Origin of the sequence: Janthinobacterium sp. EB271-G4-3-2 (genome assembly GCF_020858035.1) — a bacterium.
GTDB classification, from domain to species: Bacteria; Pseudomonadota; Gammaproteobacteria; order Burkholderiales; family Burkholderiaceae_D; genus Janthinobacterium; species Janthinobacterium aestuarii.
On sequence record NZ_JACYMG010000005.1, the window covers coordinates 120,986 to 140,870 of the forward strand.

A 19,885-nucleotide genomic window follows, 5' to 3' on the forward strand; every position below is an offset into this window, starting at 1 on the left:
AAAGGAATAACATGGCAATCGACGTATACTTGCAAATTGATGGCATCAAGGGCGAATCCACGGATAACAGCCACAAGGATTGGATCGAATGCAAGTCGGTCCAGTGGCAAGTGCTGCAACCCAAATCGGCGACCGCCTCGACAGGCGGCGGCCATACCGCCGAACGTACCGAGCACAAGGATATCGTCATCGCCAAGATGGCCGATCTCGCCAGCCCCTTGCTGCTGCAGACTTGCTCGTCCGGCAAGACCATCCCGAAAGCCAAGCTCGAGTTCCTGCGCGCCGACGGCCAGGGTGAACGCATCAAGTACTTCGAAATCGAACTGGAGAACGTGATGATCAGCAGCGTGGCGCCATCGGTGGCCGCGGGCGACATTCTCGGCGAAGACCTGGCGCTCAAGTATTCGAAGGTCAAGTGGAAGTACACCCAGCAAAAAGTGGGTGGCGGTTCGGGCGGTAATACCTCTGGCGGCTGGGACCTGTCGGCCAACAAGACGGCTTGACCATACCCGACCGCGTACGCCAGCGGCGCGCCGCCGCTGGTTTTCCTGGCCGCCGGCCGCAGTGTTCACGCCACCCATGAAACGGGAAGCCCATGAAAGGTTTTACGCCGGGCCTGTTCGACCGCCTGATGGATACGCCCGTGCACGGCGCCTCCAGCGGCACCGTCTCGCGTCTCTCGCTCGAGGATTTGAAAGACACCGTGGCGCGCGATCTGGAAGCGCTGCTCAACACGCGCGCCGTGCTGCCCGAGGCGCTGCTCAAACCCTTTCCCGAGTGCGGCAAGTCGATCATCACGTACGGCTTGAACGATTTCGCCGGGCTTAGCCTGTCGAGCACGGACGACCGCGCCCATATCTGCCAGTGCCTGGAAAAGGCCATCGCCCGCCACGAGCCGCGCTTGCGCCAGGTGCGCGCATCGCTGGAAATCGAGGAAGGCTCGATCAACCGCCTCAATTTCGCCATCAGTGCGCTGCTGGTGGTGCACGCGGCGCACGAACCGGTCAGCTTCGACGCCATCCTGCAGCCTTCCAGCCTGCATTACACGATCAGCAAAGGGCGCCGCGCCGCGTCCACGGGAGCCTGACCTTGGAAGAATTGCTGCCCTACTATGAGCGCGAACTGGGTTTCCTGCGCCGCTATTCGCGCGAGTTTTCCGAGCGCTACCCGAAGATCGCCGGCCGCCTGCTGATGGGCGGCGAGGTGTGCGAGGACCCGCACATCGAGCGCATGATCCAGTCGTTCGCGCTGCTCAATTCGCGCATCTCGAAGCGCATCGACGATGATTATCCCGAGTTTACCGAAGCGCTGTTCGAAGTGCTGTACCCGCATTACCTGCGGCCGTTTCCCTCGTGCTCGATCGCGCGCATGGATAGCGGCGGCGCGGCGGCGCAGCTGACGGCGCCCGCGGAAATCGCCCGCGGCACGGAGCTGACGACGCGTCCCGTGAAAGGCGTGGCCTGCACCTTCCGCACGGCCTACCCCGTGACGGTGGCGCCGCTGGCGCTCACGCACGCGGCGTTTTGCGCCATCATCGAGGCGCCGGAACAGGTGCTGCTGCCGGCGAATGCCACCTCGGGCGTACGCATCACCATCGAGTCGAGCGCCGCGCAGCTGGCGCTGGGCCGGCTGGGACTGGCCTCGCTGCGCGTGTTCATCGATGGCCAGCCCTCGTTTTGCGCGGCGCTGCGCGACGCCCTGTTCATGCGCACCGTGAAAGCCTACGCCGAGGCGGACGGCAGCGGCAGCTGGGTCCCGCTCGACGGCATTCCCGTGCGCAGCGCCGGCTTTGCCGAGGACGATGCGCTGATCCCGTTTTCCGCCCGCTCGCATCCGGCCTACCGGCTGCTGACCGAGTATTTCTGCTTTCCCGAGAAATTCAACTTCTTCGACATCGACCTCGGCGCGCTGTGCGCCGCGCTGCCGGCCGGCTGCCGCCGCATCACCTTGCACCTGGCGCTGAGCGGCCTGCGCACCGATTCGAACACGGCGCGCCTGCTGGGAACGATGAACACGCACAACCTGCTGCTGGGCTGCACGCCGGTGGTCAACCTGTTCCGCCAGCGCGGCGAGCCTATCCGCCTCACGCACACGGCCGCCAGCTATCCCGTGCTGGCCGATGCGCGCCGCGCCTATGCGTTCGAGGTGCAGTCCATCGACTCGGTCAAGCTGGTGCGGCAGACGCCGCAGGGCGAATCCGTGGTGGAATTCCGTCCGTTCTATTCGCTGCGCCATGGCGAAACCCCGGCCAGGGATGGCCACTACTGGGTCATGCGGCGCGACGAGATCATCGCCGGCAAGAGTCCCGGCTACGAGACGCAGATCTCGATCGTCGACATCGATTTCGACCCGGCCGCCGTGGAAACGGACACGCTCAGCCTGGAGCTGAGCTGCACCAACCGCGACTTGCCGGCGCAGCTGACCTACGGCTTGCACGGCGGCGACCTGTTCCTCGAAGGCGGCTCCAGCGTGCGCAGCATCAGCCTGCTGCGCAAACCCAGCGAGTCGCACCGTTTCGAACGGGGACGTGGCGCCCACTGGCGTCTGATTTCGCATTTGTCGCTGAATCACCTGTCACTGGCCGGCAGCGGCCTGGAAGCGTTCCAGGAAATGCTGACCCTGTACGACTTGCCGCGCTCGGCCACTTCGCAGCGGCAAATCCGCGGCATCACCGCCATCGCCCACCAGGCCGTCAATGCCTGGCTGCCGGGCAATCCCTTCGCCTGCCTGGTGCGCGGCGTCGAAGTGCGGCTGACGATAGACGAAGAGGCCTTCGTCGGCAGCGGCATCCACGCCTTTGCGCACGTGATCGAGTGCTTCCTGGGCTTGTATGTGCATGCGAACAGTTTCACGCAGCTGGTGGTGCTGGCAAAAAAATCAGGAGAGGAGCTGTGGCGATGCAAACCACGCAGCGGCGATTCGAGCCTAGTGTAATCGAGCGCCTGTTTGCCCAGCCGTGCCGCTTCCAGTACTTCCAGGCGGTGCGCATGCTGGAGCTGTGGCTCAGGCGCAATGGCTTGCCGCACGACGATGCGGTGGCCAGTTTCCTGCGCTTTCAGAATTCCATCTCGCTCGACTTCGCCCCCAGCCAGCTCGAAGCGCTGGCGCCCGAACCGCGCGAACTGGCGACAGACGCCAGCGCGCTGGGCGCGGCGCTGCGCGTCGGGCAGCTGAAATACGTGCGCGTCACGCCGGCCTTCATGGGCTTTCTCGGCGTCGCCGGCGCGCTGCCGCTGCACTATACGGAACGCATCGCCACGCACCAGCTGTATGAAAAGGACGAGGGGCCGCGCGCCTTCCTTGACACGTTTTCGAACCGCGCCCTGGCCCTGTTCTATGAAGCGTGGCGCAAGTACCGGCTGGAACTCAAATACCAGCTCGACGGCAAGGACCAGTTCCTGCCGCTGCTGCTGTCGCTGGCGGGGCTGGGCAACGCCTCGCTGCGCCAGCGCCTGGCCGGGGACGGCGCCGGCGTGCTCGACGAATCGGTGGGTTTTTTCGCCGCCGCCATGCGCCACCGGCCGCCGTCGGCCGTGCTGATCGGCCAGGTGCTGTCCGAGTATTTCGGGCAGCGCATCGCCGTCAGCCAGTTTGTCGGCTGCTGGTACGACGTGCCGCGCGAGCAGCAAAGCACGCTGGGCGGCAGCAACGCCTTGCTGGGCGCGACCGCCATGGTCGGCGCACGCGTGTGGCAGCGCGACCTGCGCCTGCGGCTGACCATCGGCCCGCTGGCCCGCTGTCACTTCGACGCGTTCCTGCCTGGCGGCGCGGCCGCTCTCGCGCTCGAGAAGATGCTCGCCATGTTCACCGGCCTGTGCCTGGAATACGAGGTGCAGCTGGTGCTGCGCGCCGCCGACGTGCAGGGCATTGCGCTGGCGGAGCCGCGCAGCGGCGGGCGGCTGGGCTGGGACAGTTTCCTGATCACCGGCGGCGAGGCGCGCGACCGCGCCGATGTCCGCTATGAACTGCATGCGCTGGCTTGAGCGCGCGCCACTGCATCGATTTCGCCCACTCTCACCCGACAAGGACCGCCGCCCCATGAGCATCAGCCTGAAAACATTGATCAGCAAGTTGAACGACACCTGCCGTACGGCCGCCACGCGCGCGGCCAGTCTTTGCGTCGGCCTGGGGCAGTATGAAGTCGACCTGGAACACGTCTTCCTCGCGTTGCTGGAGCAGCCGCGCAGCGATTTCGTGCTGATTGCCCGCAGGAGCGGCGTCAGCGTGAGCATGCTGGAAGCGGATTTGCGCGCCGAAGTGGCGCGCCTGCAGACGGGCAATGCGCGCACGCCCGTGTTTTCCGTGCGCCTGCCCAAGCTGTTCGAGCATGCCTGGCTGATCGCTTCGCTCGATTTGCGGGCCGGGCGGCAGGTGAGCATCCGCAGCGGTCATCTGCTGCAGGCGCTGCTGACCGAGCCGGAACTGGCGCAGCTGGCTTACCGGGGCTCGGCGCTGTTCCACGAATTCAAGCTCGACGAGATCAAGCACGGGCTCGACAAGCTGACCGAGGGCTCGCAGGAAGCCGGCGTGGCGGCCGCAGGGCAGGAAGAAGCGAGCGATGCCGGCGGCGATCCCGTGGGGGAATTGGCCGGCGCGGCGGCGGCGTCGAAAACGCCGGCACTGGACCAGTTCACGGTCAACCTGACGGCGCGCGCGCGCGCCGGCAAGGTCGATCCCGTGATCGGGCGCGACATGGAAATTCGCCAGGCGATCGACATCCTGATGCGGCGGCGCCAGAACAATCCCATCCTGACGGGCGAGGCCGGGGTCGGCAAGACGGCCGTGGTCGAGGGCCTGGCCTTGCGCATCGTGCAGGGCGACGTGCCCGAGATCCTGCAGAGCGTGGAGATCCACACCCTGGACATGGGCCTGCTGCAGGCCGGCGCCAGCGTCAAGGGCGAGTTCGAGAACCGCCTGAAAAACGTCATCGCCGAAGTGGGCAAGAGCGCGCACGCCATCATTCTCTTCATCGACGAGGCGCACACGATGATCGGCGCCGGCGGCAGCGCCGGCCAGAACGATGCGGCCAACCTGCTGAAACCGGCGCTGGCGCGCGGCGAGCTGCGCACCATCGCCGCCACCACCTGGGGCGAATACAAAAAATATTTTGAAAAGGATGCCGCGCTGGCGCGCCGCTTCCAGGTCGTCAAGATCGAGGAACCGAGCGAAGAACTGGCATGCGCCATGTTGCGCGGCATGGCGCCGCTGATGGAGCAGCATTTCAAGGTGCGCATCTTCGACGAGGCGATCACCGAGGCCGTGCGCCTGTCGCACCGCTACATCGCGGGCCGCCAGCTGCCGGACAAGGCCATCAGCGTGCTCGATACGGCCTGCGCCAGGGTGGCGCTGGGGCAGAGCGCCACGCCGGCCCTGCTCGACAGCGTGGCGCGCCGGCGCGAGCGCATCGATGCGGAAGCATCGGCCCTGGCGCGCGAGGAGAGCGGCGGCGCGCGCCATGGCGCACGGCTGCAGCTACTCGACGCCGAACGCGGCGCCGCCACGCAGGAACACGCTCAGCTGGCCGCGCGCTGGGACAGCGAAAAGACGCTGTCGGAACAGATCCAGGCGATCCGCCGCCAGCTCGAGGACGGCACGCCGGCCGACGCGGGGCAGGGGCGCGAGCTGCTGGCGCTGCAGGCCGAACTGGCGTCGCTGCAGGGCGAGACGCCGCTGGTGCCGGTGCAGGTCGACGGCCACGTGGTGGCGGAAATCGTCGCCGGCTGGACCGGCATCCCGCTGGGCAAAATGGTCAAGGATGAACTCAAGACCGTGCTGCGGCTGAAGGACTTGCTGCAGGAGCGCGTGCTGGGCCAGCCCCACGCGATCGAGGCGGTGGCGCAGCGCGTGCGCACGGCGCGCGCCAACCTGGACGACCCCGACAAGCCGAAGGGCGTGTTCCTGTTCGTCGGCCCGTCCGGCATCGGCAAGACGGAAACGGCGCTGGCGCTGGCCGACGTGCTGTACGGCGGCGAACGCAAGCTCATTTCCATCAACATGAGCGAATACCAGGAAGCCCACAGCGTGTCGGGGCTGAAGGGTTCGCCGCCCGGTTATGTCGGCTATGGCGAGGGCGGCGTGCTGACCGAGGCGGTGCGCCGCAATCCGTACAGCGTGCTGCTGCTCGACGAGGTGGAAAAGGCGCATCCCGATGTCATGGAGCTGTTCTTCCAGGTCTTCGACAAGGGCGTGATGGACGATGCCGAGGGACGCGAGATCGATTTTAAAAATACCATCATCATCCTGACCTCGAACGTGGCGTCGGCCACCATGATGCAGGCGTGCCTGAACTTGCCGCAAGAGCAGCTGCCGACGCCGGAGCAGCTCGAGCTGGCCATCCGCCCGCAACTGCTGAAGGTCTTCAAGCCCGCTTTCCTGGGGCGCCTGAAGGTGATTCCCTATTATCCGATCGGCGACGACGTGCTGGCCCGTATCATCGGCCTGAAGCTGGGCCGCATCGCCGCCCGCATCGCCGCCAATCACCAGGCCGAGTTTATCTACGACGAGGCGCTGGTCGAGGCGGTGCTGGCGCGCTGCACCGAAGTCGATTCGGGCGCGCGCAACGTCGACAATATCCTCAATGGCAGCCTGCTGCCGGAAATCGCCGAAGCCGTGCTGGCGCGCATGGCGGAAGGTCAGGGCATCAGCCGTATCAAGGCCAGCGCCGGCAAGCAGGGGCAGTTCCGGTATACGATCAAATAGGCGCCAAATCGGTTCAGTGGCCGCTGCCGGGCGCGATGCCCAGCAGCTCCTCGATGTGGGCCAGCGAGGCGCCGTCCTTGACCACGCCGCGCAGCCATTCATGCAGGTTCTGCTCGCCCGCGTTGGCGGCCTTGTCGGCGAAGTACGAGACGGGGCTGTGCGGCTCCGTCTGACGGAAGTACTGCGCCACCTGGCGCAGCTGGGCCAGCGCCTGGGCGCGGCTGTGCAGCTCGCCGGGCGGCGCCGGCGGCAGCGCCGGCACGGCGGCCACCGCCGCCTGGCTGCCAGCGGGTACCGGCGCGGCCGCGACGCTGGCGGCAGGGCTGGCCGCGGCCGGCAGGGCCAGCTGCATCGTTTGCAGCGCTTCGCGCGCCATGGAAAAGCCCGGGCTGTCCTTGCCCAGGCGGCTATCGGCGGCCTGTTCCAGCTCGGCCAGCGCGTCCAGGCAGAACTGGGCGTCGGCCGCAAAAGCGGCGCGGAACTGCGCCGACGTGCCGCGCCGCGCCGCCTCCATGTCCACCAGCCTGGTGCCGTTGACGCCATCCTGGTTGCTGGCGGCCCGCTTGCGCGCCGTCTCGAAGTCGATCGTCGACCAGCCGCCCGACTGCTTGTCCGTCAGCGCCATGGCGCGCACGAGCGACGGCGTGCGCGCCAGGATCCAGCCCAGGTTGCCGATGCGCTGCTCGTGGTCGTCGCCATCGGGCTGCGGGTACAGGCCCAGGTCCCAGTACTGGCGCAGCAGGCCCGCCAGCAGCCGATAGCCTTCGCCCAGTCCGCGCAAATGGTCTTGCCTGGCGCTGGCTTCGGCCAGCCAGGCGGCGAGCCGCAAGTCCTTGCTCTTTTCCCCCAGCAGGGCGGCGCAGCGCTGCAGTACGAAGGCCCAGTCGGCTTCCTTCAGGTCGGTGACCCACTCGCCCTGGTCGAGCGTGGGGTCGTCGAACTTGCGGGCCTGGCCGATGGCGTCGAAGTCGGTGGAGAAAGACAGGTCGACGCCGCATGGCTGTTCGGCGCTGATGGGAAGCAGGAGCTGGTCGGCTGAAATCATGTGTGTTCTCGGCAGTGGGGCGGATGGTTTTCTCGGGGCGGTGCGGTCTTACTGGACCATGCGAAATTCGATGCGGCGGTTGCGCGCGCGGCCGTCGGCGCTGTCATTGCTGGCGATGGGACGGTCCGGGCCCTGCCCGGAAGCGCTGAGCAGGTCGCCGTCGATGCCCTTGCCGGCCAGGTAGGTCTTGACCGCCTCGGCGCGCGCCTGGCTCAGGTTCTGGTTGCTGGCGCGCAGTCCCAGGTTGTCGGTGTGGCCGATGATGTCGACCTTGCGGCCCGCCAGCTTGTGCAGCGCCGCGCTCATTTCGTCGAGGATGGCGCGGCCCGACGGCGTCAGCGTCGTCTTGCCGCTCTCGAATTCAATGGTGCGGTTGGCCAGTGCGCCGTCGAGGATATTCTGCTCGGAGGCGGACACGCGCAAGCCGTTGTTGACGGTGTACGTGGGGTTGAGGCTGGTGGCGAAGTCGCTGGCGATCTTTTGCCGCTGCGCCTCGTTGGCCACTTCGCCGCGCACGCTGACCACGCTGCCTTCGATCTTCAGCTGGCCGCGGCGGATCTGCTTGAGGTCCGCCGTCAGCAGCTTTTGCACATAGGCGTTCCAGTTTGCCGGCTGTGCGACCTGGCCGACGGCGATCTGGTCGACCACCTTGTCGGCGCCATACAGTTCGCGCAGGCGCGCCAGCACCGCCGCCTTGGCCGCTTCGTCCGGCACCGTGCCGCTGGCCAGTACCTGGCCCGGTTGCGGCGTGGCGGCGGCCGGTACCGAGACAGCGGCCGCCGGCGCGGTGGCGTTTTGCGCATTGGCGCCGGCCAGCGCGCATGCGAGGCCGAGAAGGAGGGCAAGGCGGATGTGCATGATCAGCTCCCGATGAAGGCCGCACGGAACGTGTCGTGCGCCGATTTGAGTGACAGGTTGGCCTGCGCCAGATAGGTCGAGGCTTTCTTGATGGCGTAGTCGCTGTCGGCCTGTTCCTCGACCCAGGCCAGGTCGTCGAAGGCGATATGGTGCTCCAGCGCCGCCTGCGGTTCCATGATGGCGTGCAGGGTCTGCGCCGAGGCGCCGCAAAAACCCAGCACCAGCGCATGGCGGCCGCGGATGCGGGTGATGAACAGCGCCAGTTCGAAGTCGGCGCGCGCCAGGAACGGTGCGATCAGGTGCATCCAGAAGGCCGCCACCAGGTTGCGGTAGAGCGGATCGGCCGGCAGCGGCAGTTCCAGGCTTTTTTCCAGCCGGCTGGAGCTGCTGGCCATGACGGGCTGCAGCAGCATGCCCAGGGCCAGCAGCACCTGGCGCACGGAACCGCCAAAACCCGTGGGCGCCAGCAGGGCGTCGAGCGCGCCCACCGTCTGCAGGCCGAGGAAGTCGTCGAAGGCGGCCTCGTAGGCGCTGCCGCGCAAGTCCAGTTCGATGCTGGCGCCCGCGGCGGCGGCCGGCAGCGCGGCGCCGGCCGCCGCGCCGCACATCTCGGCGCTCATGGCATCGAGGCGGTTCCACAGGCGCGACAGCACCAGCGGACTGGTCGGCACGAAGCCGGCCGGATGCGCCACTTCCATGGCGCCCATCATCAGGAAGGGAAAGCGGCGCGACGAGGCATCGCTGCTGGCGGCGATATGCCCGGCGATGGCGCGGCCGCGGCGCGGGCCGATGAAGGCGAAATGCAGCGGCGGCAGCGCATCGTAGGTGAGCTTCCAGCGCGCATCGGCCGTCATCAGCTCCATGGCGTTGGCCAGCCAGTCGTCGAGCATCTTCAGCAGGGCCGGGTTGTCGCCGTGCTTGATGAAGTCGCCGCGGCTGGGAATCTTGCCGAAATAGCCGATCTGGGTAGCGGTAGGGCGGCTCATGGCGTGTTCCCGGCGATGGCGGTGGCCGTTTCCGGTGCGCCGACGGCTACCGATTCCGGCAGTTTCAGGCCACGGAAACCCTGGTTGCCGGCGGAGGCGGGCGCCGGTGCGGCAGCGGCCACGATCTTCAGGTTGGCCGTCACGGTGACGCCGCTGTTTTCCCAGCTCAGTTCAAATACGCCGCCCTCCTTGCGCGTGCGCCTGGCCGAATCGATCATCTTCTTCAGGCCGAAATGCCCCGGTTCGTTCAGCAGCACCACGGTGCGTCCTTCCGGCGTGATGGCGCTGATGCGCGAGCCTGGCACGCCCTGCGGGTTGGGCCAGACCATGTGCACCCAGGGCTGCGGCTGGCCGCGCCAGCGCAGCGCCTGGCCGTCGATCTCGATCGTATATTCGGTGGCGCCGGGCGCGCTCAGCGCCTGCAGGTCGAAGCGCGTCTGCGCTTCGGCGGCGCCGGCCGCCGTGGCCACGCCGTTGGCGCTGAGCGGCGCGACCCAGCCGGGCAGGCTGGCCACCACCGGCGGCGCCAGGGTGATGCCCATCGCGGCCCAGGTCCTGGCGCTGATGGCGTCGCCGCGCCGCACGACCAGCGGGCCGATGGTGGTGTTGAAGAACTTGGCGATGGCGCCTTCCGGGCCGAATACCTGGCCGATGTCCGCATTGCTCGCCTCGATGCGCGAGTCGGGCGCGAACGGATATTTCGGCGCCAGGGTTTTCTGGAACGGTTCGAGTACCTGGGCCAGCCATACCTTGTTGATCTCCGTCTCGGTGGGCTTGACGATGACGGCGAAGGTCTGCATCAGCGGGCGCACCAGCAGCGGGCGGATGGCCTGCTTTTGCTGGTCGCTCATGCCGGTCAGCATCTGCTCGTCCACGTATTTCAGCGCGTCGGCCAGTTCCGAACCGCTGCCGTCGAGCGTCTGCTGCATCAGCTGCTTGGCGCCGGGACCCGTGTCGCCCTGGTTCTTGATCTGGTTGAAGCGCACGCGCAGCTTCGACAGGGCCGCCAGGTAGCCGCGCATGGGCGACGCTTCCTTGTCGCGCGCCACCACCAGGCGCGCCACGCCGGAAAATTCGCGGCCGACAGGGCCCATCGGCATGGCGCCGCCGGACTGGCCCGTCACCGTGGCGGCGGGCTTCTGGCGCAGCACCGTTTCGCGGAACCAGTCCATTGCCCCGCGCTGTGCCCGCTGCAAGCCCTGGCCCAGCAGCGAAGGGTTGTCCCACGAGGTTTCCTGGTACACCGTCTCGATCAGCTTGTTGAGGGGCGAGGCTTGCGGATCGCCGAGGCGGTTCATCGCCTGCGCCGCATTGTCGAAACCGTTCAATTCGCGGATGCTGACGCCCTGGATGAATTTTTGCCACTCCCTGGCGTAATCGGTCTTGTACAGTTCCACCAGCGCCTTCTGGATCTGTTCCGGGCTGCCTTCCAGGGTCAGGTCATCCTTCGACGCCGTCTTCAGTACCCAGTCGGCGCTTTGCAGTTCGCGGTTGGCCGCTTCCTGGAACGCCTGCTGGATGTATTTTTCCCAGGCGTCGCGCGTGAAGGTGCCGGGGATGGCGTAGCTGCCCAGCACCAGTTCCTTGTCCTGCTCGCCGACGATGCGCGCCACCGTCATCGACGGGAAGCGCGTGGCGGCGCGCGCCTTCACGTCCGCATACACGCGGTCGCGCGCCGGCATGCCGCGCACCACGCGGCGCAGGCTGTCGCGCGACTGGTCTGCCAGGGCCCGCTGGTTCTCGATCTGCGGCCAGGACGGGTCGTCGATCTGCGTCAGGTAGAACGAGATCAGGCGTTCGGCGCTGCGGATCATCTGTTCGCGCGGCATGTTGCCCCGGTTGGCGTCGAGCCAGCCGCGCCAGTAGCGGGTCAGCTGGTCGTTCAGGTGTCCGGCCTCGGCGCGCGACTTGTCACCCAGCATCAAATAGGTTTTCAGGGCATTGTAGGCATCCTCCACGTTCGTCGGCGCGGCATCCTTGAAGGGCTGGCCTGTGGTGCTGGCCGCCGGGCTGACCGTGGCGGCGGCCGTCGTGCCGGCCGGCACTGCCGCCAGCGGCTGCAGCCGGTCGGCGCCCGCGTTCACTTCCGCGAGGAACGATTCCAGCGACTGGGCCACCGGCGCGAGCATGACTTCCTTGAGGCCGGAAAAATACTCTTCGCGCAGTTTGCGTTCCAGCAAGTCACCCTGGTACAGGCCCAGGCTGAGCGCCAGCGGCCGCTTGCTGCGGTACGCTTCCAGCTGCTCGATGCGGTCCTGCAGGATTTCCAGGGCCTGGAAGCGCGACTGCAGGTCCAGCCGCTTGTCCTGCACCTTGATGGCCTGCTCCAGGTCGGCCTGGACATTGGCCGCCAACTGGCGGTTGGCCAGGTAGGACCAGCTCCAGCCGCCCAGCGCCAGGCCGGCCAGCGCGATGGCGGTGAAAAACGTGGCATAGCGCAAGCGCGTCTTGCGTGGACTGGCGTATTGCGCCACCAGTTCCTTGTCAGCGAAGATCACCTTGCGAAACAGGTTCAGCAGGAAGTAGCCGTGCTGGTCCCGCACCTGGACCGTCTTGTGTTCCTGCTGCTGCGGCTTGAGGTCGAAGCGCTGCGCCACCCGTTCCGACGAGGCGGAGACGGAAGCGCCTTCCTGCAGGGCGCTGGTGAAATAGAAACCGCGGAAGACGGGCTTGAACTGGAACGGATTTTCCTCGAACAGCGTGGCGATGAAGGCGCGCAGCGGCCCCTTCACGGAACTGAATTCCAGCGGGAAGGTGAAGACGCCGGGCGGCATGCGCTCGCGTCCCAGCAGCGACATGTTGGCCAGGCTGAGGTCCTTCAGGCCATCGTACAGCTCGTCGAAGCGCTGGTCGAACTGCTCCAGCACGTCCTGCTTGGAGCTGTTGACGCTGTAGGGCAGGGTGGCGCCCCAGACCTTGTCGCGTTCGCTGCGCTCGGCATCGTGGAAAAATTCGCTGAAGCCGGTGATCAGGTCGGCCTTGGTGAATACCACGTACACGGGCGCATGGACTTCCAGCTTCTCCGTCAGTTCCTGTACGCGCTGGCGCAGGTTCTTGGCCAGTTCGATGGCGAATTCGGGCTTGCTGCCGGTCAGCTCGGCAATGCTGACGGCGATGATGATGCCGTTGATCGGCGCGCGCTTGCGGTGTTTTTTCAGCAGGGCGAGGAAGCCGAACCACTCGGCGCGGTCTTCATCGCTGATGGCGTAGCGCCCGGCCGTGTCGAGCAGGATGCCGTCGGTGGTGAAAAACCAGTCGCAGTTGCGGGTGCCGCCCATGCCTTGCACGATCTTGCTGTCGACAAAAGGAAACTGCAGGCCCGAATTGGCGATCGCCGTGCTCTTGCCGGCGGCGGGATTGCCGATGATCATATACCAGGGCAGTTCATACAGCGCCGCGTCGCCCGACAGCTGGCCCAGCCGCGATGTCTTGATGGTATTGATCGCTTCCAGCATGCGCTTGCGGATGGCTTCCGTTTCCTCGCGCTGCACCAAGCCGGCCTTGGGCGCGGCGCCGGCCGCCTGCTGCTCGAGCATGCTGTTGAAGCTGGCGCCCTCGCGCCGGCGCCGGCGGCGGCGCAGCCACCACACGATGGCGCCCAGCAGCGCCGCCGCGGCCAGCAAGGACAGCAGCCGGGTGGCCGGCCAGTCGAAAATGACGGCGCAGGCGAACAGCAGCAGGACGGCGGCCGCGATGCCGAGGATGAGCAGGCTGGTGCGTGAGGTCAGGGAGTGCCAGAATCGTTGCATCATAATTTTATAGTGTGCAAACCGTTAATGTGCGTGGAGGGGACGTCGCCGTATCAGGTGGAGCTGTGACTGCTTTGCGCGGGCGGACCAATAACGAGTGCGCCGCGCTGGAGTGGATCGAGGTTGCTGAGACATAAGACTTGCGCGCCGTCGTCGGCCGCCGCTTGCCGCGCCATGGCCAATGCGGCCAGTGTCGTGACGGCGCCGCACTGGCCGCATGCGGCGCCGACGCCCAGCACCTGTTCGCCCAGGTCCAGCTGGGGCAAGAGGGCGCCGGCGCATTGCATCAGTTCGAGCATGCGGGGGGCGCGCTGGTCGGTATCGGCGCTGACCAGCGCGATGCCGGCCGCCGCATCGTCGCCTGCCGCGGCCAGCGCCTGCCGGCCCAGGTCCGCCAGCAGGTTCTTGTCCGCTTCGCCGCGCCGGCTGGCGCCTTGCGGCAGTTCGCCCGTGGCGGCGCGGTGCAGCAGCACTGGCGCCGGCTCGTCCAGCGGCGCCGTTGCGCCAGGGCCGGCCAGCAGCAGGCCGGCCGCGCCTTCGCCGGGGATCTGTCCGTTCGCCTGAGCGGCGCTGAACAGCTGGCCCTGGCTTGCCAGCGCATGCACGCGCAGCTCGCCTATGCAGGAGTCGCAGGCCAGCACGATGGACAGGCAGGGCGGCTGCGGTGGCGCGTCTCCGGTAAGCGCATTCAACAGTGCAAACGGCGCCGGCTGCCCCGTGGCTGGCTCGGCGGCCGGCAGCAATTTCTGCGCCGGCCAGCCCTGCTCGCGCGCCAGGTGGCGCAGCCAGGCGTCGCCGGCCTGGCGCTGGGCGGCGCTCCACGAGGCTGGCATCAGCAGGTGCAGCCGCAGCATGGGCAGCGCGCTGGCCAGCGAGGCCGGTGCGCCTGCCGACAGCGCATGCTGCAGGGCTTCGTCCAGCAGTTCGGCCAGCACCTGGGCGCCCAGGGCCAGCGCGCGCAGGTCTTCCGGGTTGAAGGGGAACGGTTCGCTGGCCAGGCCTGCCTGCGGATGTTCACCCAGCCAGGCGGCCAGCAGTGGCTGCTGCGCCTCTTCGTCGATGCCGTCCACCCTGCCGCACAGCAGCGGATAGCCGTCCTCATCGAGGAGCTGCCCGTCGAGCGCGGGGCGGGCTTGCCGGGAGCGCATGGCGGCCAGCAATTGCGCCGGCGTGGCGCCGCCCGGCATGCGCAGGGTGGCGGCCACGATATGCAGCGGCGCCGGTTTCGCGGGCGGGGCCGCCGCCTCGGCCTGGAGCGGGGCGGCAAGACCCGGCGCCGCGGCCAGCGCGGGCCCGGCCAGCAGCCTGGCCGGCAGCTTTTTACCCAGCCACAGCATCAACAGCAGGGCCAGCGGCAGCGCCAGCATGGCGCCGGCCAGCTCGCCCGGTGCAGGCATGCGCGTGCTGTCGCGCCAATACGCGATGGCGCCCGTCCAGCATAGCGCAAAGACGGACACGGTCAGCAGGCAGCGCCGCAGCCAGGGGCGCATCAGCGGGCTACTCCGCATACGGGCAGGGCCGTCATGCCTGGTCGGTGGTGGCTTGCTGGCTGGCGATCAGCAGCGCGCCGCAGCTGGTTTTGTCGCCGTGGCGCGCCACGGGCTTGCCATCGACGATGAGGCTGGGGTCGCCGCTGACGATGGGGCAGACGCCATGGCCGGGCAGGGGACACGCTACCTTGTCGCCGACCCGGGCCATGCCGATGCCGCCGCTGTCGCTCACCGCCGATGCTTCCAGCACGGTGCCGCCATGCGATGTCTTGTCGCCTAATCTGATTACGGGACCGGCCATATGCGCTCCTCTCAGTGTTTTTTCATTATGCCGGGCAGGCGCAGCTCGGTATGCCCGAAATCCATCATTTTCCAGCGTCCGCCCCAGGTCATGCCGACCGATTCGGCCACTTCGCCATACAGCTGGTAGCCGCGCATGGCCCACGGGTCCTTCTCGGAAATGATCAGCTTGCCATTGCGCAGGAAGGCGCAGTCGGCCGCCAGGCCGTACTGGTGCCAGCTTTGAAAGGCGGCCGCGTTGCTGACGTTGGGCCCCATGCCCGCCAACATGGTTTGCCGCTCGGGGCTGCGGTAGCCTTCCAGCAGCGCCATCTCGTAGCCATGTTTTTCCTTCATGATCTTGAAGACCAGCAGCAGGCGCTGCGCGTATTCCACATTCAGCAAGGTCCAGTTGCGGCTGGCCGATACCAGCAGCGGGCGCTCCTGGCGCACTTCTTCCGTGGCAAACACCAGCGGCGGCAGGTCGACGGGGGGCACCAGCTGTTCGCCCTGCAGCAGGCTGGCCACCTGCGTATTCATTTCACGCGTCGATACATCGTAGGCGCCCAGCATGGATTTGCTGTCGGCCATCAGGGCCAGCAGGGTCGGCAGGCTGATCGCGGCCACGCCCGCGAGACACAGCAGGTAATGACGGCGCAGCAGGTCGGCGGTGCGGGCCAGCAGCGTGGCGATGCGCTGTCCCAGGCTGGCCATGCCCGTCTGCCGGCGCCTGGCCACGCGCTGCAGGCAGGCGGCGAGGCGCTGCTCCGCGCCATCGACGGCGTGCAGCACGAAATCGCGCCCGGCAGGGAACAGGACCAGCCAGCTGATCAGGCATGCCAGGATGAAATACAGCGCTACCGCGAGTAGGAACACGCTAACCTCAATCAAAAATGTTTGGCTGCGGAACGGTGCTGTCCATCGGGCGAAAACAGGGAAGCGATGGATATTGCCTGGAAGTATATCTTACAAAACTGATAATTAAGGCGGGCGTTTTTCAATTGTGCGGGGGGTGCGCACTGTTGATTTTATGGCACGCGTCATGATTTTGTTGAATAGCGTAAAGTCTTGCAAATATTACAGGAGCGCACATTTTGCGAACTCATGACGATAGCCCCCGGCTCCCGGCCCGGCCCAGCCTGTTGACGCAGGCGCAGCAGGCGGAGGCCGACCGTAACCGCATCCTGACCACGCTCGAGGGTGGCAATACCGGCTCGTCCGCCGGGAGCAGGCGTGGCAGGCTGTCCCTGCGCAAGGGCATGGGAGCGGGGGCCGCGCTGCTGCTGTTACTGGCCGCTGGCGTCTGGCTGGGGCAGCGCGGAGAACGGGTTGGAGACGACGATGGGCCGGCGGCGCCGATTGCCCTGCCCGTCGCCACCGCCGCGCCCGCCATCGTGGAAGCGCCGCCGGCCGTCGCCAGCATCCATGACGAGGCGCCGTCCGGCGCCGCCGTACCGCAGCAGAGCCTGAGCGACATGCTCGATGCCGGCGCGGCCGCCACTGCCGCTGCCGGGAACGCGAGTGCCGCGCACCCCGGCGATGTGCTGAGCAAGGCGCTGGAAACGCCATCGCCACCGGCCGCTGCGGCGAAACAGGTGGCCAGGGCGGCTCGCCCCGCAGCCCAAAAAACGCCGGCGAAAAACCCTGCGGCAACGCCGGCCCGCCGCGCGGAAGACAGCGATATCGCCTTGCTGTCGGCCCTGCTGGCCCATGCGCAGGCCGCGCCGGCGCCGAAGAAAACCGCTGCGGGCCTGCGGGCCCAGTTGCGGCAATGCGCTGCGCTCAAGCGCGACGCCGCCGTGGCGTGCCGCGCGCGCGCCTGCCAGGGCCATGACGACGACGCGCAATGCAAGGCCGGGCAAGCTGCCGCGAAAGGCGGCAAATGAGTGCCGCCAGCGCCGATCAGGTCAACGCCTCGCTGGCTGGTTTCAGCAGCGTGACGCGCTTGTATGAGCTGTCGCTGGACGGCGGCGAGGGCGGAACGGCACAGTGGCTGGTGGAAGCGTTTGCCGCCGACGAGCAGTTGCAGGCCGTGGGCGTGCGCGACGTCATCGTGCTGTCGACAGATGCCAACGTGGCGCTGGCGCCGCTGCTGGGCAAGCCGGCCGCGCTGCACGCCAGCTTGGCCGACGGCAGCCGCGCCGTCTTCAGCGGCTATATCAGCGAAGCGGCGATGCTCGGCAGCGACGGCGGGCTGGCCCGTTTCCGGCTGCGCCTGACGCCGTGGCTATGGTTGCTGAGCCAGGTACGTAACAGCCGTGTCTGGCAAGACAAGAGCGTGATCGAGATCGTCGACAGCGTGTTCCAGGCCTACGCGCCGCAAGCCGACTGGCGCTGGAGCGGCGACACGGGGCCGTTCATGGCCGAGGCGCAGCCGCGCAGCTATTGCTGCCAGTACCGCGAGTCGGACCTGGCCTTCGTCACGCGACTGCTGAGCGAAGAAGGCCTGGCCTGGCGTTTCGAAGAACACGATGGCGGCCATTGCCTGGTACTGTTCGCCGACAGCAGCGCCTTGAGCGCGGTGCCGGAGGACGCCAGCAGCGCGCAAGGCGGCGGCATCCGATTTCATGGCGCGCGGGCCATGGAACAGGCCGACTCCATCCAGGCGCTTGGCCGGGCACGCGCCTTGCGCACGGCGGTGGCGACCGTGCTCAGCTACGACTACAAGGCCAAGAAAGCCGTCAGCGCCAGCGTGCCGACGCGGCTGGCGCCGGGCGGCAAGAACGCGCCCGCGCTGGAAAGCTACGACACGCCAGGCCAGTATTTCTATGCCGATGCGGCCCAGGCCGAACGCTATGCCTTGCTGCAGATGCAGGCCATCGAAGCGCGCGGCGAACGCTGGCAGGCCCGTTCAACCGTGCGCACCTTGCGTGCCGGCACCCGCTTTACCTTGACGCAGGGACCGTTGCAGCAGGACGGCGCCGAGGCGCCGGCGCTGGTCGTGCTGCGCGTGTGCAGCGTGGGCGTGAATAATTTGCCAGCGCCCGCCAGGCAGGGCCTGGCTGAACTGTTCGGCCCGATCCCGGAACTGTTGCAGGAAACCTTGCAAACAGCGTTCGCCGGCCTGGCCTCGCCGTCGATGGGCGTGTCGCCTCTCGACCAGATGATCGCGCAGGCTGTCGAGAGCGGCTATGCGAACCATGTTGACGCCACCGCGGCCGACACGCCATGGCGGCCGCTGCAGGACGGCGGCGACCTGCGCCACCACCCGAAGCCGACGGCCCGCGGCAGCCAGAGCGCCATCGTCGTCGGTGCCGACGGCAGCGCCAGCGCCGGCGGCGGCAGCGAGCTCCATTGCGACAGGCTGGGCCGGGTGCGCATCCGTTTCCACTGGCAGCAGGAGGGCAGCGCCACGTGCTGGGTACGCGTGGCGCAGCGCGCGGCCGGCGGCGGCATGGGCAGCCAGTTCCTGCCGCGCATCGGCCAGGAAGTGCTGGTGCAATTCCTCGAAAACGACATCGACCGGCCCCTCATCGTCGGCGCCCTGTACAACGGGCAGGGCGAGGGCGGCGTCGCGCCCACGCCGGGCGGCGTCACGGACAAGCCCGCGGACGCCAGCGTATTCGCGCCGGCGCGCGACCATGCGCCCTCGGCGCAGGGCAATGTGGCCGGCGGCAACAGCCCGCTCTGGCATGGCGCGGCCGGTGGCAGCGCCGGCCACCGCAACGGCGCGGCGCAATGGGGCATCCGCAGCAAGGAATTCGGCGCCGCCGGCTACAACCAGCTGCTGTTCGATGATACGGACCAGCAGGGACGCATCGAGCTCAAGAGCAGCCATGCGGCCAGCGCGCTCAATCTTGGCCACCTGATCCATGCGGCCGACAATTACCGGGGCAGCCTGCGCGGCATGGGCGCGGAGCTGCGCACCGACGATTACGGCGCCGTGCGGGCCGGGGCCGGGCTATTGATTTCCAGCTACCTCGTCAACCACGACGCGCAGGCGCGCGATCCGGCCGGCGACAATGCGCCGGGCATGGTCTTGCTCAAGCAGGCGGCCAAGCTGGGCGCAACCTTCAGCGCCGCCGCCGTCACGCACAAGACGGTCGCGTATGCCAGCCACCTGGGCGCGGCCAAGGCGAATGCCAGCGTGCTGGACGAAAAGGCGGCGCCCTTGCCGGCGTTCCTCACCAGCGCCTCCGGCATGCTGAGCCGGGACAGTACGGCGGCCGCCCGGCGCGACGCGGCGGGCAAGCCGACCAGTCCCGGCGACGACAAGCTGCCGCACAGCAGCGACGCCATCATCGCCATCGCCGCCCGCGCCGGCCTGGGCGTGCTGGCGGGCCAGGATATCCAGCTGGCGAATGGCGAAACAGCCTCCCTGATGAGCGGCCAGGACACCCAGTTCGTCGGCGGCGGCCAGCTGCGCGTGCACAGCGGGCAGGCCATCGGCGCGCTGGCCGGTGTCGTCAAGGCGGGCGAGAACAATACCGGCCTGCAGTTGATCGCCGCGAAACAGGCGATCGAGTTCGAGGCGCAGGCCGACGTGCTCAACGTGCAGGCGCGCGAGGAGGTCAACATCGTCAGCGCCGCCGCGCACATCGACTGGGCGGCGGCGAAAAGCATCCGCCTGTCGACGGCGGGCGGGGCGAATATCACCATCGAGGGCGGCAACATCACCGTGCAGTGTCCGGGCAAGATCACGGTGCATGCCGGCAAGAAGAGTTTTATTGGTCCGGAAAGCATGGCGTATGCGATGCCCGGTTTGCCCAGCAGCATATGCGTGGAGTGCCTGAAGAAGTCATTGATGGCCGGCTCCGCCTTTACCATGGCAGGATAATG

The 19,885-nt window shown here is 67.7% G+C and carries 14 protein-coding genes; 7 read left to right on the forward strand and 7 right to left on the reverse strand.

The genetic code is table 11. From position 1 onward, the window contains the following. Positions 1 to 11 precede the first annotated feature (11 nt). The 5 genes from IGS55_RS12770 to tssH all read left to right on the forward strand — a co-directional run bounded on the left by IGS55_RS12770 (position 12) and on the right by tssH (position 6,699). Positions 12 to 503: an Hcp family type VI secretion system effector gene (locus IGS55_RS12770; RefSeq protein WP_035817450.1), complete on the forward strand. Its 492-nt coding sequence runs from the start codon at positions 12 to 14 to the stop codon at positions 501 to 503. A gap of 92 nt (positions 504 to 595) precedes the next feature. Next, positions 596 to 1,087: a type VI secretion system baseplate subunit TssE gene (gene tssE / locus IGS55_RS12775; protein WP_058047868.1), complete on the forward strand. Its 492-nt coding sequence runs from the start codon at positions 596 to 598 to the stop codon at positions 1,085 to 1,087. Positions 1,088 to 1,089: 2 nt separating this feature from the next. Next, on the forward strand, positions 1,090 to 2,934 hold the full coding sequence (tssF, locus tag IGS55_RS12780) for a type VI secretion system baseplate subunit TssF (protein ID WP_230518804.1): 1,845 nt from the start codon (positions 1,090 to 1,092) through the stop codon (positions 2,932 to 2,934). After that, positions 2,898 to 3,983, forward strand: coding sequence for a type VI secretion system baseplate subunit TssG (gene tssG / locus IGS55_RS12785; RefSeq protein WP_230518805.1), 1,086 nt, complete (start codon positions 2,898 to 2,900; stop codon positions 3,981 to 3,983). The genes tssF and tssG overlap by 37 nt, the downstream gene beginning before the upstream one ends. 55 nt (positions 3,984 to 4,038) lie before the next feature. Continuing rightward, positions 4,039 to 6,699: a type VI secretion system ATPase TssH gene (tssH, locus tag IGS55_RS12790; RefSeq protein ID WP_230518806.1), complete on the forward strand. Its 2,661-nt coding sequence runs from the start codon at positions 4,039 to 4,041 to the stop codon at positions 6,697 to 6,699. A gap of 13 nt (positions 6,700 to 6,712) precedes the next feature. Here tssH and tssA read toward each other — a convergent pair whose 3' ends face one another. The 7 genes from tssA to IGS55_RS12825 are packed head-to-tail and all read right to left on the reverse strand — an operon-like array spanning position 6,713 to position 15,982. Next, on the reverse strand, positions 6,713 to 7,744 hold the full coding sequence (tssA, locus tag IGS55_RS12795) for a type VI secretion system protein TssA (RefSeq protein ID WP_230518807.1): 1,032 nt from the start codon (positions 7,742 to 7,744) through the stop codon (positions 6,713 to 6,715). A 48-nt stretch (positions 7,745 to 7,792) separates the two neighbouring features. Next, the gene (locus tag IGS55_RS12800) at positions 7,793 to 8,602 is read right to left on the reverse strand and encodes an OmpA family protein (protein ID WP_230518808.1); all 810 of its coding nucleotides are present in this window, start codon (positions 8,600 to 8,602) and stop codon (positions 7,793 to 7,795) included. Positions 8,603 to 8,604: 2 nt separating this feature from the next. Continuing rightward, positions 8,605 to 9,588 (reverse strand): type VI secretion system-associated protein TagF, encoded by a 984-nt coding sequence (tagF, locus tag IGS55_RS12805; protein ID WP_230518809.1) that lies wholly within the window; start codon positions 9,586 to 9,588, stop codon positions 8,605 to 8,607. Further along, the gene (gene tssM, locus IGS55_RS12810) at positions 9,585 to 13,337 is read right to left on the reverse strand and encodes a type VI secretion system membrane subunit TssM (protein WP_230518810.1); all 3,753 of its coding nucleotides are present in this window, start codon (positions 13,335 to 13,337) and stop codon (positions 9,585 to 9,587) included. Before tssM ends, tagF begins: the two co-directional genes overlap by 4 nt. Positions 13,338 to 13,390: 53 nt before the next feature. Next, positions 13,391 to 14,827, reverse strand: a complete 1,437-nt coding sequence (locus IGS55_RS12815) for a hypothetical protein (protein ID WP_230518811.1) — start codon at positions 14,825 to 14,827, stop codon at positions 13,391 to 13,393. A gap of 31 nt (positions 14,828 to 14,858) precedes the next feature. Then, on the reverse strand, positions 14,859 to 15,128 hold the full coding sequence (locus IGS55_RS12820) for a PAAR domain-containing protein (protein ID WP_058047875.1): 270 nt from the start codon (positions 15,126 to 15,128) through the stop codon (positions 14,859 to 14,861). An 11-nt stretch (positions 15,129 to 15,139) separates the two neighbouring features. Further along, entirely contained in the window at positions 15,140 to 15,982 is an 843-nt protein-coding gene (locus IGS55_RS12825; protein ID WP_230518812.1) for a M15 family metallopeptidase, read from the reverse strand. Positions 15,983 to 16,200: 218 nt separating this feature from the next. On the opposite strand from IGS55_RS12825, the gene IGS55_RS12830 reads away from it, so the two are divergent. After that, complete coding sequence (locus tag IGS55_RS12830; protein ID WP_230518813.1) at positions 16,201 to 16,992, forward strand: hypothetical protein; 792 nt, start codon at positions 16,201 to 16,203, stop codon at positions 16,990 to 16,992. Then, positions 16,989 to 19,883, forward strand: a complete 2,895-nt coding sequence (locus IGS55_RS12835) for a type VI secretion system Vgr family protein (RefSeq protein WP_230537212.1) — start codon at positions 16,989 to 16,991, stop codon at positions 19,881 to 19,883. Before IGS55_RS12830 ends, IGS55_RS12835 begins: the two co-directional genes overlap by 4 nt. The last annotated feature ends 2 nt before the right edge of the window (positions 19,884 to 19,885 follow it).

What these genes read in the sequence shown, in the direction of transcription:
- IGS55_RS12770 (WP_035817450.1), top strand. Translation starts at nt 12, where the DNA reads ATGGCAATCGACGTATACTTGCAAATTGATGGCATCAAGGGCGAATCC.
- tssE (WP_058047868.1), top strand. Translation starts at nt 596, where the DNA reads ATGAAAGGTTTTACGCCGGGCCTGTTCGACCGCCTGATGGATACGCCC.
- tssG (WP_230518805.1), top strand. Translation starts at nt 2,898, where the DNA reads ATGCAAACCACGCAGCGGCGATTCGAGCCTAGTGTAATCGAGCGCCTG.
- tssH (WP_230518806.1), top strand. Translation starts at nt 4,039, where the DNA reads ATGAGCATCAGCCTGAAAACATTGATCAGCAAGTTGAACGACACCTGC.
- tssA (WP_230518807.1), bottom strand. Translation starts at nt 7,744, where the DNA reads ATGATTTCAGCCGACCAGCTCCTGCTTCCCATCAGCGCCGAACAGCCA.
- IGS55_RS12800 (WP_230518808.1), bottom strand. Translation starts at nt 8,602, where the DNA reads ATGCACATCCGCCTTGCCCTCCTTCTCGGCCTCGCATGCGCGCTGGCC.
- tagF (WP_230518809.1), bottom strand. Translation starts at nt 9,588, where the DNA reads ATGAGCCGCCCTACCGCTACCCAGATCGGCTATTTCGGCAAGATTCCC.
- tssM (WP_230518810.1), bottom strand. Translation starts at nt 13,337, where the DNA reads ATGCAACGATTCTGGCACTCCCTGACCTCACGCACCAGCCTGCTCATC.
- IGS55_RS12815 (WP_230518811.1), bottom strand. Translation starts at nt 14,827, where the DNA reads ATGCGCCCCTGGCTGCGGCGCTGCCTGCTGACCGTGTCCGTCTTTGCG.
- IGS55_RS12820 (WP_058047875.1), bottom strand. Translation starts at nt 15,128, where the DNA reads ATGGCCGGTCCCGTAATCAGATTAGGCGACAAGACATCGCATGGCGGC.
- IGS55_RS12835 (WP_230537212.1), top strand. Translation starts at nt 16,989, where the DNA reads ATGAGTGCCGCCAGCGCCGATCAGGTCAACGCCTCGCTGGCTGGTTTC.